Annotated in this window: 15 protein-coding genes; 10 read left to right on the top strand and 5 right to left on the bottom strand. The window is 74.7% G+C overall.

Annotated elements, in window-relative coordinates; genetic code table 11:
• The first annotated feature begins 7 nt into the window (after nucleotides 1-7).
• The gene (locus ACZLKG_RS11785) at nucleotides 8-2,197 is read left to right on the top strand and encodes an ATP-dependent DNA helicase RecG (protein ID WP_463648882.1); all 2,190 of its coding nucleotides are present in this window, start codon (nucleotides 8-10) and stop codon (nucleotides 2,195-2,197) included.
• 257 nt (nucleotides 2,198-2,454) lie between these two features.
• Here the strand turns inward: ACZLKG_RS11785 and ACZLKG_RS11780 are convergent, their stop codons facing one another.
• Nucleotides 2,455-4,074, bottom strand: coding sequence for a DUF6297 family protein (locus tag ACZLKG_RS11780; protein ID WP_463648829.1), 1,620 nt, complete (start codon nucleotides 4,072-4,074; stop codon nucleotides 2,455-2,457).
• 74 nt (nucleotides 4,075-4,148) lie between these two features.
• On the bottom strand, nucleotides 4,149-4,820 hold the full coding sequence (locus ACZLKG_RS11775; RefSeq protein ID WP_463648828.1) for an ABC transporter ATP-binding protein: 672 nt from the start codon (nucleotides 4,818-4,820) through the stop codon (nucleotides 4,149-4,151).
• A 117-nt stretch (nucleotides 4,821-4,937) separates the two neighbouring features.
• Here ACZLKG_RS11775 and rsmD point away from each other — a divergent pair, with 117 nt between their 5' ends.
• The 7 genes from rsmD (at nucleotide 4,938) to ACZLKG_RS11740 (ending at nucleotide 10,099) form a co-directional block, all read left to right on the top strand.
• On the top strand, nucleotides 4,938-5,519 hold the full coding sequence (gene rsmD / locus ACZLKG_RS11770) for a 16S rRNA (guanine(966)-N(2))-methyltransferase RsmD (protein ID WP_425708415.1): 582 nt from the start codon (nucleotides 4,938-4,940) through the stop codon (nucleotides 5,517-5,519).
• Nucleotides 5,516-6,082 (top strand): pantetheine-phosphate adenylyltransferase, encoded by a 567-nt coding sequence (coaD, locus tag ACZLKG_RS11765; RefSeq protein ID WP_425708414.1) that lies wholly within the window; start codon nucleotides 5,516-5,518, stop codon nucleotides 6,080-6,082. Before rsmD ends, coaD begins: the two co-directional genes overlap by 4 nt.
• Entirely contained in the window at nucleotides 6,079-6,666 is a 588-nt protein-coding gene (locus tag ACZLKG_RS11760) for an ATP synthase subunit B family protein (RefSeq protein WP_463648827.1), read from the top strand. Before coaD ends, ACZLKG_RS11760 begins: the two co-directional genes overlap by 4 nt.
• Nucleotides 6,663-7,334, top strand: a complete 672-nt coding sequence (locus tag ACZLKG_RS11755) for a YceD family protein (RefSeq protein WP_463648826.1) — start codon at nucleotides 6,663-6,665, stop codon at nucleotides 7,332-7,334. The genes ACZLKG_RS11760 and ACZLKG_RS11755 overlap by 4 nt, the downstream gene beginning before the upstream one ends.
• A complete protein-coding gene (gene rnc / locus ACZLKG_RS11750) occupies nucleotides 7,331-8,197 on the top strand; it encodes a ribonuclease III (RefSeq protein WP_463648825.1) in 867 nt (288 codons plus the stop codon). The genes ACZLKG_RS11755 and rnc overlap by 4 nt, the downstream gene beginning before the upstream one ends.
• Nucleotides 8,197-9,096, top strand: a complete 900-nt coding sequence (mutM, locus tag ACZLKG_RS11745; RefSeq protein WP_463648824.1) for a bifunctional DNA-formamidopyrimidine glycosylase/DNA-(apurinic or apyrimidinic site) lyase — start codon at nucleotides 8,197-8,199, stop codon at nucleotides 9,094-9,096. The genes rnc and mutM overlap by 1 nt, the downstream gene beginning before the upstream one ends.
• Before the next feature lie 91 nt (nucleotides 9,097-9,187).
• Nucleotides 9,188-10,099, top strand: coding sequence for a helix-turn-helix transcriptional regulator (locus ACZLKG_RS11740; protein WP_425708409.1), 912 nt, complete (start codon nucleotides 9,188-9,190; stop codon nucleotides 10,097-10,099).
• Between the two features lie 58 nt (nucleotides 10,100-10,157).
• Here ACZLKG_RS11740 and ACZLKG_RS11735 read toward each other — a convergent pair whose 3' ends face one another.
• The gene (locus ACZLKG_RS11735) at nucleotides 10,158-10,514 is read right to left on the bottom strand and encodes an SDR family NAD(P)-dependent oxidoreductase (protein WP_425708408.1); all 357 of its coding nucleotides are present in this window, start codon (nucleotides 10,512-10,514) and stop codon (nucleotides 10,158-10,160) included.
• Nucleotides 10,515-10,574: 60 nt separating this feature from the next.
• Here ACZLKG_RS11735 and ACZLKG_RS11730 point away from each other — a divergent pair, with 60 nt between their 5' ends.
• Nucleotides 10,575-11,555 (top strand): aldo/keto reductase, encoded by a 981-nt coding sequence (locus tag ACZLKG_RS11730; protein WP_425708608.1) that lies wholly within the window; start codon nucleotides 10,575-10,577, stop codon nucleotides 11,553-11,555.
• Between the two features lie 100 nt (nucleotides 11,556-11,655).
• Nucleotides 11,656-12,303, top strand: a complete 648-nt coding sequence (locus ACZLKG_RS11725; protein WP_425708407.1) for a response regulator — start codon at nucleotides 11,656-11,658, stop codon at nucleotides 12,301-12,303.
• 171 nt (nucleotides 12,304-12,474) lie between these two features.
• On the opposite strand, the gene ACZLKG_RS11720 is transcribed toward ACZLKG_RS11725, so the two are convergent.
• Together ACZLKG_RS11720 and ACZLKG_RS11715 are read right to left on the bottom strand one after the other, a co-directional pair.
• A complete protein-coding gene (locus ACZLKG_RS11720; protein ID WP_463648823.1) occupies nucleotides 12,475-12,909 on the bottom strand; it encodes a DUF4260 family protein in 435 nt (144 codons plus the stop codon).
• A gap of 197 nt (nucleotides 12,910-13,106) precedes the next feature.
• On the bottom strand, nucleotides 13,107-14,858 hold the full coding sequence (locus ACZLKG_RS11715) for a sensor histidine kinase (protein ID WP_463648822.1): 1,752 nt from the start codon (nucleotides 14,856-14,858) through the stop codon (nucleotides 13,107-13,109).
• Nucleotides 14,859-14,894: the final 36 nt, after the last annotated feature.

Genomic DNA, 14,894 nt, shown 5'->3' with positions numbered 1-14,894 from the left:
CCGACTCGTGCGCAAGGCCGCCGCGGACAAGTTCGCCCGGCTCGGCGTGCGCACGCAGCGCGACCTCCTGCGCCACTACCCCTTCCGATGGGTCGCGCCCGGCCGGCTCTCCTCGCTGGCCGACCTGCACCCCGGTGAGCAGGTGACGGTCGTCGCCGAGGTGGTCGGCGCGGAGACCCGGGTCTCGCGCGCGGGCGGGCGCGGGGGCTCCCGCCTGGTCGTGACGATCACGGACGGCTCGGCGTTCCTCACGCTCGTGTTCTTCGGCTCGAGCCCCCGTTCCTTCTGGATGCACACGCGACGGCTCCGCGCGGGAGTGCGCGGCCAGTTCACCGGCGAGGTGTCGGTGTTCCGCGACGAGCTCCAGCTCACCCACCCCGACTACCAGACCTTCGAGCCCGACGCCGAGGGCGCGGCCGCCGAGGCGCTCGCCGCCGAGGAGGCCCTGCGCCCCACGCCGATCTACCCGGCCACGCGCGGTCTGCCCTCATGGGTCGTCGCCGGCACCGTGCGCTCGGTCCTCGACCCCCTGCGCCCGGGCGACCTGCCGGAGCCGCTGCCCGAGGCCTACCGAGCCGAGCACGGGTTGCTCGGCTCGCTCGCGGCGCTACGCGCGATCCACCACCCGACCGACGAGCGGGAGGTCGCCGCCGGCGCGCGCACGCTCCGCCACGAGGAGGCGTTCCTCGTCCAGACGGCGCTCGCCCGGCGCCGGGCCGTGGCCGCCGGGGACGGGGCCGAGCCCAACGCGCCGGTCGACGACGGCCTGCTCGCCGCCTTCGACCGCTCCCTGCCGTTCACGCTCACCAGCGGTCAGGACGAGGTCGGCGCCGCGGTCGCCGAGGACCTGGCCGGCACCTCGCCGATGCAGCGACTCCTGCACGGCGAGGTCGGATCGGGCAAGACCGTGGTCGCCGCCCGTGCCATGCTCCAGGTCGTCGACGCCGGGGGGCAGGCGGCGCTGCTCGCCCCCACCGAGGTCCTCGCCCAGCAGCACCACCGCGCGCTCACCGAGCTCCTGGGGCCGCTCGCGCGGGCCGGCCGGCTGGACGCCCCCGACGGGCCGGCCACCCGGGTCGGCCTGCTCACCGGCTCCCAGCCCGCGGCCGTGCGGCGCGACGAGCTCGCCCGGCTGGCCTCGGGCGAGACCGGCGTCGTCGTCGGGACGCACGCGCTGCTCACGGACACGGTGCAGATCCCGTTCCTGCGCCTCGTCGTCGTCGACGAGCAGCACAAGTTCGGGGTCGAGCAGCGCGACGCCCTGCGCACGCGCGGCGAGGCCGTGCCCCACCAGCTGATCATGACGGCGACGCCGATCCCACGGACCGTGGCGATGACCGTCTTCGGTGACCTGGAGACCTCGGTCCTGGGGGAGCTGCCCGCGGGGCGCTCGCCGATCGCCACCACGCTCGTCCCGGCGACCAACGAGAGGTGGATGGCACGCGTGTGGGAGCGCGTGCGCGAGGAGGTCGACGCCGGGGGGCGGGCCTACGTCGTCGTGCCCCGGATCGATGCCGGCGACGACGACACGCCCGCCGTGGGAGCATCCGGCGCAGCGCCCGACGACGCACCCCGCCCGCTCCCGTCCGCGTCGGTCGAGGAGACCTCGGCGCGACTGGCCGCGGAGCAGGCGCTGGACGGCGTGCGGGTCGGTGTCCTGCACGGGCGGATGGCCGCCGAGGACAAGGAGGCCGCGATGGCGGACTTCGCCTCCGGGGCGACGCCGGTGCTCGTGGCGACGACCGTCGTCGAGGTCGGTGTGGACGTGAGCGAGGCGAGCATCATCGTGGTCCTCGACGCCGACCGGTTCGGCCTGTCCCAGCTGCACCAGCTGCGCGGACGGGTGGGCCGCGGCTCGCGGCCCAGCCTCTGCCTCGTCGTCAGCGCCGCGGAGCCCGGGACGCCCGCGTGGGAGCGCCTCGAGGTGTTCGCGTCGACGTCGGACGGCTTCGCGCTCGCCGAGGCCGACCTGTCGATGCGCCGCGAGGGTGACGTCCTCGGCACCGCTCAGTCCGGGCGCACGAGCGGGCTGCGGCTCCTTCGCCTCGCACGCGACGCCGACGTCATCGCCGCCGCGCGGTCCGCGGCGCGCGAGCTCGTGGCGGACGACCCGGACCTCGATCGCCATCCCGGTCTCAGGGACGCGATCGCGATCGAGCTGGCCGACGGCGAGGACGAGTACCTCGACAAGACGTGAGCAGTCGTGGGCTCCGTGCTCAACGCCATTGCCATAGCGTTGAGCACAGCGGCGTCGCGCCTGCGCGCGCTCGCCGGGAACGGTGCGGCCCGCAGCGCGGTCCGGTCGGTGAGGCAGCGGGGTAGGTGCCCGGTCAGCGGCCCCGGGGCGCTGACTCGCCGCATACCTTGCTGACTCGGCGACGGCGCTTCGCGGGGTCACCGCACCGCACCGCACGGGGCAGAACCGCGCTCACTCGTCACCGTTGGGACGGGCAGCTAGTGCTCGTACGGGGGTGGCGGGGAGGTCACCACCGCCGCCACGAGGAGCGAGACGGCGAGCGCGACCGCGGTGAGGAGGCCGAGCGGCGTGCCCGCCCAGATCGCGAGCCCCACCGCGACGGAGGCGACGACGGCGACGTCCGGTCCGGTGAGGAGCAGCATGATCGACCCGACCGGGACGGGCCCCATGGGAGAGGGGGCCACCGGGCCGGTGCCGGTGTCGTCCTTGCGGTAGGCCCAGCGCAGTGCGGCGCCCGCCCAACCGAGCGCCGCGGCGGCGAGGACCGGTACCCACATCAGGACGTCGAGGACCGGCCCGCGGCCGCCTGGCGCGTGCGTACCGAGCACCACGGCGGCCCCGACGACGAACGGCGCGAGCGCCACCCACGACCACACGAGGCGGGTCACCCGGTGCGCGCGGGCGCTCATCGGCAGGTGCGCGTCGAGGCCCTCGTGCGTGCGGGCGATGCGGGCGCCGGTCGCGCTCGCGCACGCCGAGACGTAGCCGAGCGCCCCGACGGCGACCGGCAGGACCCAGCCCGGCGCCGCGCGGACGTCGGCGACGAGCGCGAGCGCGAGCACGGCGAGCAGGGGCCGGAGCGCAAGGGAGGGGCGCCGCAGGGTGGCGACAGCGTCGGCCGCGACGAGCGCCGCCGGCGCTCGGACCGCGCGAGGCAGGCGGGCGAGCAGGCCCCACCCGGCCCGGCGACGCACGACCGTGGCGCCCTCTCCGACGGCCAGGGCGCCGAGCGTGCGGGTGTCGAGGGTGGTGAGCGCGAACCCCGCGGATCCTGCGACCCCTCCGCCGCGGGCGAGCTCGGCGTCGGGGATCCGGGCGATGCTGCGCCGTGCGAGCACGCCGGCCACCACCGCCGCCGCGAGACCGAGGCCGGCGACGGCGAGCAGCACGGGCACCGGCGGCAGGGCCGGGACGTCAGGCGCCGCCACGAGCACCACGAGCGCACCCGCGACGACGACGAGAAGAGCCCCGCCCGTGGCGACCTCGACCGCCCGGCCCGTGGCCCGGCGTCGGAAGCGAGACTCCGGTGCGGACGCGTGACCGCCACTCGGACCGCCGTCGGCCTCGCCTGCGGTGTCGGCGTGCGCGGCGGGCCCCCGGGCCTGGGCCGGGACGAGGGCGAGGCAGCCCGCTCCGGTGAGCGCGGCGGCGAGCGCGGCGGCGGCGGCGACCGGCCCGGCGGCGACGTCCTGCCCGCCGAGGGCAGCCGCCGCGACGGCACCCAGCCCACCGCCGACGACCGCCCCCAGGGCGGGCCAGCGCCACGCCGCCGGACCGATGAGCGAGAGCCGGTCCACCGGGAGCGGCAGCCACCACCGCACCCGCTCGCGGTCGAGCCCCACCGGGCCCAGGCGGCGCGAGAAGCGGACCACCGAGAGCAGGGCGGCCGCCAGCGCGAGCAGCCACACCCAACCGGCGTCGATCCGCCCGGCGCCGCCTCCCGCGCCCGCCGAGAGCGCCCCGGCGTCCCGGGCCGCGTAGAGCGCGGAGGCCAGGGCAATCACCGCTGCCAGGACGCCCATGTAGACGTCCGCCAGGGTGTCGGCGAGCGTCGTCGACGCCCCCAGGGAGCGCCGCCGGTCCGTCCAGCGCCGCACGGCACGGCCCGCAGGCGCGGGGCCCGACGCGGGGAGGCAGGGCGCCGGGTGGCCGGCCCCGGGAGCGGGCGTCGTCACAGGCCGGCCACGACGTCGGCGCCGTCCTCCGCGTCGGTGAGCCGCACGCCGTCGTCGGACAGCACGAGCACCGAGGTGGCGGCGAGCTGCACGGTGGCCGGGTCGTGGGAGGCGAAGAGCACCGTCCGCCCGGCCTCGCGCTCGTCGGCGAGCCGGTCCGCCACCCGGTGCCGGGCCGCGGTGTCGAGCCGGGACTCGGGCTCGTCGAGGACGAGGAGCTCGCGCGGCCGGGCGAACGCCGCCGCGAGCAGCAGGCGGCGGCGCTGCCCGGAGGACAGCGCGGCCGGCACGGCCCGGGAGCGCTCGGCGAGCCCGAACTCCGCCAGCAGCTCGGCCGTCAGCGTCCCGGGGTCCGAGACCCCGTGCCCGAGCGCGGTGAGCTCGAGGTGCTCGGCGGCGGACAGGCCGGGGAAGAACACCTCGTCCCCCAGGTCGTGGGAGACGGCCGCCCGCTGGCGGGCCGAGCGGGGGTCCGGCAGCCCGTCGTCGATCCGGGCCTCGCCGCCGAGGGCAGGCAGCATGCCGAGCACCGTACGCAGGACGGTCGACTTCCCCGTGCCGTTGACGCCGACCACCGCGAGCGCCTCGCCGGGTCCCACCGAGTACGACACGGGCGGACAGACCGGGAACGCGTAGCCGACCTCCAGGTCCGTGGCCTCCAGTCGCATCCGTGCAGGTTACGGCGTGCGGGCATCTCCGCGGGTGTGCGGTCACGCAGGTGCGTGGGCCCGCGGGTGTGGCGACCGTCGGCCGGACGGCACCGTCGTCGGACGTAGGGTGCTGACGTGACTCGGATCGTGGCGGGCAGCGTCGGCGGACGCACGCTCAAGGTCCCCCGTTCGGGCACCCGCCCCACGTCGGAACGGGTCCGCGAGGCCCTCTTCTCCTCCCTGGGCTCGATGGGCGCGCTCGAGGACGCCGTCGTGCTCGACCTGTACGCCGGCTCCGGCGCGCTCGGGCTCGAGGCCGCCTCCCGCGGCGCCCATGGCGTCACCCTGGTCGAGCGTGCGGCACCGGCCGCCGCCGTGATCCGGGACAACGTCCGCACCCTCGGGTTCGCCGGCGTCACCGTCGTCACGGCCGACGTCGCCGCCTTCGCCGCCGCTCCGGCCCGCGCGTCCGCCGACCTCGCGTTCCTCGACCCGCCCTACGACCTGGCGGCGGCCGACCTCGACGCCGTCCTCGCCGACCTGACCACCCACGGCCACCTCGCGGACGGGGCGATCGTCGTCGTCGAACGGGACCGGCGGGCGCCGGAGCCGACCTGGCCGGCCGGGCTCGCCGCCCTGCGCACCCGCCGCTACGGCGACACCACCGTGCACCTCGCCGTGCACGAGCCTGCGGCGGCTACCGTGGACGCACCATGAGTCTTGCCGTCTGCCCCGGATCCTTCGACCCGGTCACCCTCGGTCACGTCGACGTCGTCCGGCGGGCCCGAGCGATGTTCGACCACGTCGTCGTCGCCGTCGCGACGAACGCCACCAAGCGGTACCTGTTCACCGACGCCGAGCGCGTCGACCTCGCGCGCAGCGCGGTCGCCGACCTCGACGGCGTGCGGGTCGAGCTCGTGCCCGGGCTGCTCGCGCAGTACTGCGCGGACGTCGGCGCGAGCGCCATCGTCAAGGGCCTGCGCGGCGCCGCCGACGTCGACGCCGAGCAGGCGATGGCCCTGATGAACCGGCACCTGACCGGCGTGGAGACCGTGTTCGTCATGGGCGACCCGCGGCTCGGCCACGTCGCCTCCTCGATGGTCAAGGACGTCGCCCGCAACGGCGGCGCCGTCGACGACCTCGTACCGGCCGACGTCGCCGCCGCGCTGCCCCACGCACTTCGCCGATCCGCCGGTGGTCCCGGCGCGCGGCCGGTCCCCGCCTCCGGCGGCTCCGGTCCCGACGCCGCGCCGCCCCGACACCCAGGAGTCCAGGTATGACCTCCGAGCCCATCGACGCCACGCACGACGCCGGGGAGTCGCTCCTTGCGATCCTCGACGAGCTGCGCCGGATGGTCACCCAGGCGCGGTCGATGCCGATGTCCTCCTCCGCGATCGTCAACCGGGCCGAGGTCCTCGACCTCATCGCGTCGGCCAGGTCCGTGGTCCCGGAGTCGATCGCCGCGGCGGACACGATCGTCGCGGACGCCGACGCCGTCCTCGAGCGCGCCCGCACGCAGGCCGAGGAGATCGTCGCCGAGGGCGAGCAGCAGGCCGCGCGCCTCGTCCAGGACGAGCCCGTCCTCGCGCAGGCGAACGAGCAGGCCCGGCGCATCGTCGCCGAGGCCGAGCAGCAGGCCGCCCGCCGGGCCGCGGACGCCGACTCCTACGCCGCCGAGCACCTGAGCCGGTTCGAGAAGGAGCTCGACCAGCTCACCCAGCAGGTGCGCGCGGGCCGCCAGTACCTCGCCGGCGGCGCCGGCCTGCGCCAGGAGTCGCGTGGGTCGGGGGACGCCGAGCGCACCGCCGAGCAGGGTGAGCGTCGCGAGCACCGGCCCGAGCACGGACGGCCGGAGAGCCGATGAACGCGCCGCTGACGATCTCGGTCCGCGACCTCGCGCGGCGCCCGGGGTCCGTGCGTCAGCTCGAGCTGACCGCGCCCGCCCCGGAGGAGATGGGCACCGCCGTCCTGCAGGTCGCGCCCGGCTCCGACCTCGACCTCGACCTCACCCTGTCGGCGGTGTCCGACGGGATCCTCGTCACCGGCCCCGTGCGTGCGCGCCTGACGGGTCAGTGCGCGCGGTGCCTGGACCCGATCTCGCCCGAGATCGAGGTCGAGCTCACCGAGCTCTTCTACCACCCGGACGTCCGCGCCCGTCTCGTCGAGGACGGCGACGAGGACGCGGAGGACTACCCGGTGGTCACCGGCGACGACCTCGACCTCGAGGCCGCCGTGCGTGACGCCGTCGTGCTCGATCTGCCGTTCACGCCGCTGTGCCGGCCCGACTGCCAGGGTCTGTGCTCCGTGTGCGGCATCCGGCTCGACGACGCCGAGCCCGGCCACGCGCACGAGGACCTGGACCCGCGCTGGGCGGCGCTCGCCGCGCTCTCGAGCGAGGGCACCGAGGGCGGGGCCGCCGGTGGGTCCGATGCCGACGCCGGGGCCGCCGGAGAGGCGACGTCCGACGCCGAGGGTGGGGCACACGGCGCTGGGTCCGACGCCGACGCCCCCGACCGGCGAGGCAGCGAGTGACCCGGAGCAGGTCCAGGCGTACTCCCGACGAGGGCCCGGCCCGCCGCTCCGACGTCGAGCGACTGACCGAGGCCCTCGGCGTCGAGATCGATCCCGAGCTGCTCGTCCTCGCCCTCACGCACCGCTCGTTCGCGCACGAGGCAGGCGGTCTGCCGACGAACGAGCGCCTCGAGTTCCTCGGCGACTCCGTCCTCGGCGTCGTCGTCACCGAGCACCTGTACCGCGGCCACCCGGACGTGCCCGAGGGGGACCTGGCCCGCATGCGTGCGGCCAGCGTGTCCCAGAAGGCGCTCGCCGTCGTCGCCCGGGACCTCGGCCTGGGGGACTACGTCCTGCTCGGCCGGGGCGAGCGGACCTCCGGCGGGCGGGAGAAGGACTCGATCCTGTCCGACGCCGTCGAGGCGCTCATCGGCGCGGTCTACCTCGGGCACGGTCTCGAGCGCACGCGCGAGGTCGTCACCCGGCTCGTCGGCCCGATCCTCGACCGCGCGAGCTCGCTGGGTGCCGCCCTGGACTGGAAGTCCTCCCTGCAGGAGGCCGCGGCCGCCGCCGGCCTGCCGGCCCCGACCTACGAGCTGAGTCACGTGGGTCCCGACCACGCTCGGGTCTTCACCGCCGTGGTCACCTTCGACGGCGCGGTCGCCGGCACCGGTGGGGGAGCGTCGAAGAAGGTCGCCGAGGCCGAGGCCGCCGAGGCCGCCTACGGCTGGGTGACCGCACGGGGCGCCGGGTCGACCGGCGGAGAGGATGCCGCGACACCCGACGACGGCGGACCGCTCGACGACGCCGAGACGACCCGCGACGCCGGACCCCACGATGCCGGAACCCCGTCGGACGACGCGCCCGAGGAGCCGACCGCGTAGTGCCTGAGCTGCCCGAGGTCGAGGTCGTGCGTGCGGGCCTGGTCCCCGCGCTCGTCGGACGGGAGATCGCCGACGTCGAGGTCCGCCACCCGCGTGCCGTGCGGAACACCGCGGGCGGGTCCGCCGCGTTCGCGGCCCTGCGGGGCCGGGAGGTCGTCGGCGTCGTCCGCCGTGGCAAGTACCTGTGGCTGTTGCTCGACGACGGCAAGGACGCCCTGCTCGCCCACCTCGGGATGTCGGGCCAGATGCTCGTCCAGCGGCCCGGGACCTCCCTGGAGCCCGGCCCCCACGTGCGGGCCCGGCTCGTCACCGACGACGGCGGCGAGGTGTGGTTCGTCGACCAGCGCACCTTCGGCTACGTCGACCTCACCCCGACCGTGGCGACCCCGGACGGCGGCCCCGGTGGGCGAGGCTCCCCGGCGCGCGTGCTGCCCCGGCCGGTCGCCCACGTGGCCCGCGACCTGCTCGACCCCGACCTGGACATGGCAAGCCTCGTGGCGCGTACCCGGCGGCGCCGCACCGAGGTCAAGCGGGCGCTGCTGGACCAGACGCTGGTCTCCGGCGTCGGGAACATCTACGCGGACGAGGCCCTGTGGCGCGCCCGGCTGCACGGGACGCGGGCCACCGACGCCCTGCCGCCCGCCCGGCTGCGCGAGCTGTACACGGCGGCCGGCGACGTCATGGCCGAGGCGCTCGCCCAGGGCGGCACGAGCTTCGACGCGCTCTACGTCAACGTCGCCGGCACGCCCGGCTACTTCGCGCGGTCGCTGCACGCGTACGGCCGAGCGGGGGAGCCGTGCGACCGGTGCGGCACCCTGCTGCGAATCGAGCCGTTCATGAACCGGCGCTCCGTCTCGTGCCCCAGGTGCCAGCGGCGGGCGCCGCAACGATCGGGCTGACGACGAGCACGTTCGCGCCGGCTGAGGTCGCGCTCGAGAGGGGTACCGCGCAGGTCTCCTTCGGCGCAGCGGGCTCGCCTACCGTGGACCGATGGACAACCGAGCAGAAGTGAGGGAGTTCCTCACCACACGGCGCGCACGGGTCACCCCGGACGACGTCGGACTGCCCCCCGGCGGGAACCGCCGTGTGGAGGGCCTGCGCCGCACGGAGGTGGCGACGCTTGCCGGTGTGAGCGTGGAGTACTACACGAAGCTCGAGCGCGGTGCGATCAGCGGCGCGTCGCCGGAGATCCTCGACGCGATCTCGAAGGCGCTGCGCCTCGACGACGCCGAGCGGGCGCACCTGTTCGACCTCGCCCACGCGGCCGGCCCGGTCGCTCGGCCGCCGCGGCGACGCAGTGTGAGGTCCTGGCGGCCGCACCCGAGCCTGCAGTGGATGCTCGATGCCGTGACCGGTGGCCCGGCATTCGTCCGCAACGGCCGGATGGATGTCCTGGCCACCAATGCGCTGGCGCGGGCGTTCTACACGGACGTCTACGACATGCCCGGCCGCATTCAGGGGCAGCCGCCGAACATCGCCCGGTTCACGTTCCTCGACGAGCGGGCCCACGACTTTTACCCGGACTGGGACATGTTCGCCGATGTGACGGTGGCAATCCTGCGCACCGAGGCGGGCCGCGACCCGCACAACAAGGAGCTGCACGACCTGATCGGTGAGCTGTCCACCCGCAGCACCGAATTTCGGACCCGGTGGGGCTCGCACAACGTCCGCCACCATGGCACCGGCTTCAAGTCCTTCCGCCACTCGGTGGTCGGTGAGATGACCTTGGCCTTCGAGGGCATGGAGATGGAGTCCGAGCCCGGGCTGTCGGTCACGGTCTACGCCGCCGAGCCGGGCTCGGAATCAGCGGAGAAGATGCAGCTGCTGGCCTCCTGGTCCGCCGTCGAGGACCCCACGGCGTCCCGGGAGCCCGCGCGCGAGGCGGAGAGCTCCGAGCGCTGAGTGCGGGCCCCGGACGGTGGTGGTACTACCAGGGACTCCCTCGTGCGCGCTCGCGTGCCTAGCGGGGGTGGGCCGGGCGCTGCCTGCTGGACCACTGTCGACGGAAGAGGACTCCATGCCCACGATCGCCATCATCGGTGCCGGCCCGGTAGACGCCGGACGGGCCCATGACGCCGGCGTTGTGGATGACGGCGTCGAATCGGCCGTGCTCGTTCGCCTGCACGGCGACCAGGCGGGTCTCGTCGTCACGGGCGAGGTCGCCGAGGACGGAGCCGAGCGCCCCGGGTATGACCGATTCCTCGAGCCGCTCGCGGCCACGTGCGTGCACGACGACCTCGTGGCCCCGTTCGACGATTGCCTGCGCGGTCAGCCGCCCGAGGCCGGCCGCCCGGGAGACCCTCGGGGTACCCCTCACAGACGGGACTCCCTCGGTCGAGCCGGCCGACGTAGCGTCGAGCGCATGACCGACACCACGATGGAATACCGCCACCTCGGACGCTCGGGCCTGCTGGTCAGCCGGATCGGACTCGGCTGCATGAACTTCGGCGACGCCACCGGCAAGCAGGAGGCGTTCGAGATCATGGACCGGGCCATCGAGCTCGGTGTGAACTTCTTCGACACCGCCGACGTCTACGGCGGCCCCCAGAAGCCCGACATGGAAAAGGGGTACGGGACGTCGGAGGAGATTGTCGGGAACTGGCTGAAGGCGTCCGGCCACCGCGACGACATCGTGCTGGCCACCAAGCTGTACCAGCCCATGGGTCTCGGTCCGAACGACCGCCGGCTCTCCGCCTACCACATCCGCCGGGCCGTCGATGCGAGTCTGCGGCGGCTGCAGACCGACCACATCGACGTCTACCAGATGCACCACGTCGACCGGGCCACCCCGTTCGACGAGATCTGGCAGGCCATGGAGCAGCTGGTCGCCGCAGGCAAGATCAGCTACGTCGGCTCCTCCAACTTCGCCGGCTGGGACGTGGCGACCGCGCACCTGACCGCCCAGCACCGGAACTTCTTCGGGCTGGTGTCGGAGCAGAGCCTGTACAACCTCGCCAACCGGGCCGTCGAGCGGGAGCTGATCCCGGCACTCGAGCACTTCGGCATCGGCCTGATCCCCTGGAGCCCGCTGGCGATGGGCGTGCTCGCCGGCCGTCCTGAGGCGGGGGAGAAGACCGAGCGGCGCGCCCTGCAGGGTGAGGTGTATGACGCCGTGTCCGACCAGCTCGACGCCTTCGAGGCGCTCTGCGTGAGGCTGGGTCACAGCCCGGCCGCGGTCGCCCAGACATGGCTGCTGCACCAACCGGTCGTGTCGACCCTGATCGCCGGCTCCCGCACGAAGGCCCAGCTCGAGGCGGCTGTCGACGCCGTAGCCGTGTCGTTGGACGCCGACGCGCTGGCCGCGATCGACCGCATCTGGCCCGGCCCGGGTGTGGCCCCGATGTCCTACGCCTGGTGAGCGTGGGAGCTCGCGTAGAAGCAGCGCAGTCGTGCGACGTCTGTCCCGGTGAGGATCTGCTGACCGGGCCCGTCACCGGGCGACGGATACGATCGGACGCATGACGAGCGAGGCGACCGGTGACGTCCGCGTGATGATCGTCGACGACCACGAGGTCGTCCGCCGCGGGATCGCCGAGGTGGTCGAGCGGGCCGAGGGGCTGACCGTGGTCGCCGAGGCCGGGTCGGTCGCCGACGCGCTGCGGCGCGCCGAGCTCGTCCGGCCCGACGTCCTCCTCGTGGACCTCCAGCTCGGCGACGGGTCGGGCATCGACCTCATCAGGACGCTGGGGGAGCGGCTGCCCGGTGCCCGGCCGATCGTGCTGACGAGTTTCGACGACGACGACGCCCTTGCCGCAGCCCTCGACGTCGGGGCCAGGGCCTACCTGCTCAAGACCGTCCGCGGAGCAGAGATCGCCGACGTCGTGCACGCCGTCGCCCAGGGACGCACCCTGCTCGACGCCCGCACCGTCACCCGGCGCCGCGCCGCGCACGACGACCCGACGGCGGACCTCACTCCCTCGGAGCGCAAGGTCCTCGAGCTCATCGGTGACGGCCTGTCGAACCGGGAGATCGGCGAGAGGCTGGGCGTGGCGGAGAAGACCGTGAAGAACCACATCACGAGCCTGCTGAGCAAGATGGGCCTCCAGCGGCGCACGCAGGTTGCCGCGTGGGTGGCCGGCCAGCGCGCCGCCGGCTGGCGCGGCTGAGCGATGGTTGGCGGCTCATCGCCCGGGCCGCCGGTCGCACGGAGGCGCCCCGGCGCTGCTCGTCGAGCTCCTCGGCCACGTCCGTGCGGGAGGAGGGGTCGGTCGTCGGCGGCTCCCGGAGCATCCGTTGGGTCGGCGGACGACGACGAGACTCTCACGTCCGGCCGGTCATCAGTCCTCGGAGGAGTCGGGGACGTCCCGGGATCGGACGTCGGATGCCTTGTCCTTGCCGATGACGCCGAGATGGGTGCTCCGGAACGAGTCCGGCAGCTTCAGCCCGTAGCCGAGGGCGCGGTCGACGCCGACGTGGAAGGCCCATGCGCAGGCGACGACGCCGATTGCCGTCGAGGCGACCGGCGACACCGGCTCCAGAGCCAGTGCCGTCACCGCTGCCAGGGCCGGGAGCGCGTAGTTGTGGACCGTGTTGTAGGACGCCGCCCCGGCTGCGGGCGACCGCGCGTAGCCCAGCATCGAGAGGTCGAAGACGAGGAACGCTGCGAGAACCACCCACCACCATTCGGGATAGAGCACGAGGATCGCGATGAGGGCGAACAGGGCGATGGCCCCTCCCTCGATCCGTTGGATGGCGTGAGTCTGTCCGGTCATCGGACGCTCCTTGGTCGTCGAGCGGCGTCGGGTTGTCCGGCCTGCCGGTGAGCGTCCTCGAACTCTACGGGCGGTAGGTGCGCGATCGCGGGCGGGTCGATGGTGGGAGTACCCGTGGATCCATCGGGCGATTCGCCAGGGCTCTCACCCGGGGGGCCGATCATCAGACCGTGAGGCGCCGAACGTTCAGAGCCCGGCTAGCCCCGCCGCGCCGTCGGCACCTGCCACCGCAGCAGCGTGCCGCGCCCCGTCTCTGTCCGGCCCACCGAGAACGTGCCCCCGTGCCGGCGCGCCCGCTGGGCGAGGTTGCCCAGGCCGGAGGACCGGGTGCTGTCGGCGGGTATGCCGCGTCCGTCGTCGATCACCTCGACCAGCACGGTGCCCGACGGGCCGGAGCCGCGCACGCGCAGGTGCACCGACACGGAGGAGGCGCCCGCGTGCCGGGCGGCGTTGGACACGCCCTCGCGGACGACCGCCACGACGTCGTCGGCGACGTCGGGGTCGACACGCTCGCGGAGGGTGTCGGACATCGGTCCGCCGAGGTCGTCGTCGGCGAGCAGCCTGCCGTCGACCTCGACGAGCAGCGACGGCGCGAACCCGAGCGTCGTGCGCGCGAGCGAGGCCTCCCGGCGCAGCCGCTCGGCCAGCAGGACCGCCTGGTCCGGCTCGCGCAGGTTGTGGACGATGGACCGGATCTGTCGCACCGAGGAGTCGACCGCGTCGACGGCGGAGTCGATGAGCTCGGTGAGCTCCCGCGCCCCGGTCGATGCGTCGGCCGGCCCGGATCCGTCGGCTGCCCCGGAACCGCTCGCCGTCCCGGATCTGCCGACGCCCCTGTTCTCCAGGTCCTCGGCCCGTGCCCGCGCCTGGGTGAGCTGCATCCCCGTGGCGAAGAGCTGCTGGATCGCGAGGTCGTGCAGGTCCCGGGAGATACGGGCTCGCTCCTCGACCATCGTCGCGACGTCCTCGACGTGCCGGGCCCCGGCGATCTGCAGTGCGAGCACGGCCTGGGAGGCGACCTGCTGGGCGATCTCCAGCTCGAGCTCGGTGAACTCGGGCCGGCCGTGGTGGCGCAGGAGCAGCAGCACGCCCTCGGCCTCGCCGCTGAGCAGCATCGGCGCGTACAGCGCAGGTCCGAACGACGCGAGCTCGGGGACGCGCATCGTGCGCGACCGGGTCAGGGAGTCGACGATCAGGCCGGAGCGCTCCCGGATGACGGTCTGCGCGCGGCCCTCCGACGGGAAGACGACGCCGAGCAGCTCGCCGGCCCGGTCGCCGCGGACGATCTCGGCCACCCAGGTGTCGCCGACCGACGGCAGCACGAGGATCACCGTGTCCGCCTCGGCGACCTCGAGCAGGCGCGTGGCGACGAGCTCGAGCGCCTCGTCCTCGTCGGACCCCTCGAGCAGGGCGGTGGTGATCTCGTTCGCGACGGCGGTCCACCTCGCCCTGGTCTGCGCAGCCCCGTAGGTGGTCGCGTTCGCCACGGCGACGCCGGTGGCGCGAGCGAGTGTCAGCGCCGTCGTCACGTCGGCGGGCGTGAAGTGCCCGCCCTCCTTCTCCGCGAGGTAGAGCCGCCCGTAGAGGCGGCCGCCGGCGCGGACGGGCACGCCGAGGAACGAGTACATCGGGGGGTGCCCGGGCGGGAACCCGCCGAAGTCGGGATGCTCGGTGAGGTCGTCGAGGACGAGCGCGCCGTGCGCGGGGATCGCGCCGAGCACGCCCGTGCCGCTGGGCGGGTGCCCCAGGACGCGCATCTCGCCCTCGGTCATCCCGACCTGGATGAAGGTCTGGGTCTCGCCGTTGGAGTCGAGCACGCCGAGCGCCGCGTAGCGGGCCCCCGTCAAGGCGGCCACGGAGGCGACGAGCCCGTCGAGGGCGCCGCGGACCTCGAGGTGACCGGTGAGGGTGAGCGCGGTGCCGAGCACCTCGTCGTCGAGCTCGTGCACCGGGTGCTCCCTCCTCAGGTCGTGGCGCCCGCTCAG

The organism is Georgenia sp. Z2081 (assembly GCF_055326445.1).
This window is presented reverse-complemented; position numbering and strand designations above follow the sequence as displayed.

Bases quoted from the DNA above. Each gene is read 5' to 3' on its own strand.
- ACZLKG_RS11775 (WP_463648828.1), bottom strand. From the start codon at position 4,820: ATGCGACTGGAGGCCACGGACCTGGAGGTCGGCTACGCGTTCCCGGTC.
- coaD (WP_425708414.1), top strand. From the start codon at position 5,516: ATGAGTCTTGCCGTCTGCCCCGGATCCTTCGACCCGGTCACCCTCGGT.
- ACZLKG_RS11760 (WP_463648827.1), top strand. From the start codon at position 6,079: ATGACCTCCGAGCCCATCGACGCCACGCACGACGCCGGGGAGTCGCTC.
- ACZLKG_RS11755 (WP_463648826.1), top strand. From the start codon at position 6,663: ATGAACGCGCCGCTGACGATCTCGGTCCGCGACCTCGCGCGGCGCCCG.
- ACZLKG_RS11740 (WP_425708409.1), top strand. From the start codon at position 9,188: ATGGACAACCGAGCAGAAGTGAGGGAGTTCCTCACCACACGGCGCGCA.
- ACZLKG_RS11730 (WP_425708608.1), top strand. From the start codon at position 10,575: ATGGAATACCGCCACCTCGGACGCTCGGGCCTGCTGGTCAGCCGGATC.
- ACZLKG_RS11725 (WP_425708407.1), top strand. From the start codon at position 11,656: ATGACGAGCGAGGCGACCGGTGACGTCCGCGTGATGATCGTCGACGAC.
- ACZLKG_RS11720 (WP_463648823.1), bottom strand. From the start codon at position 12,909: ATGACCGGACAGACTCACGCCATCCAACGGATCGAGGGAGGGGCCATC.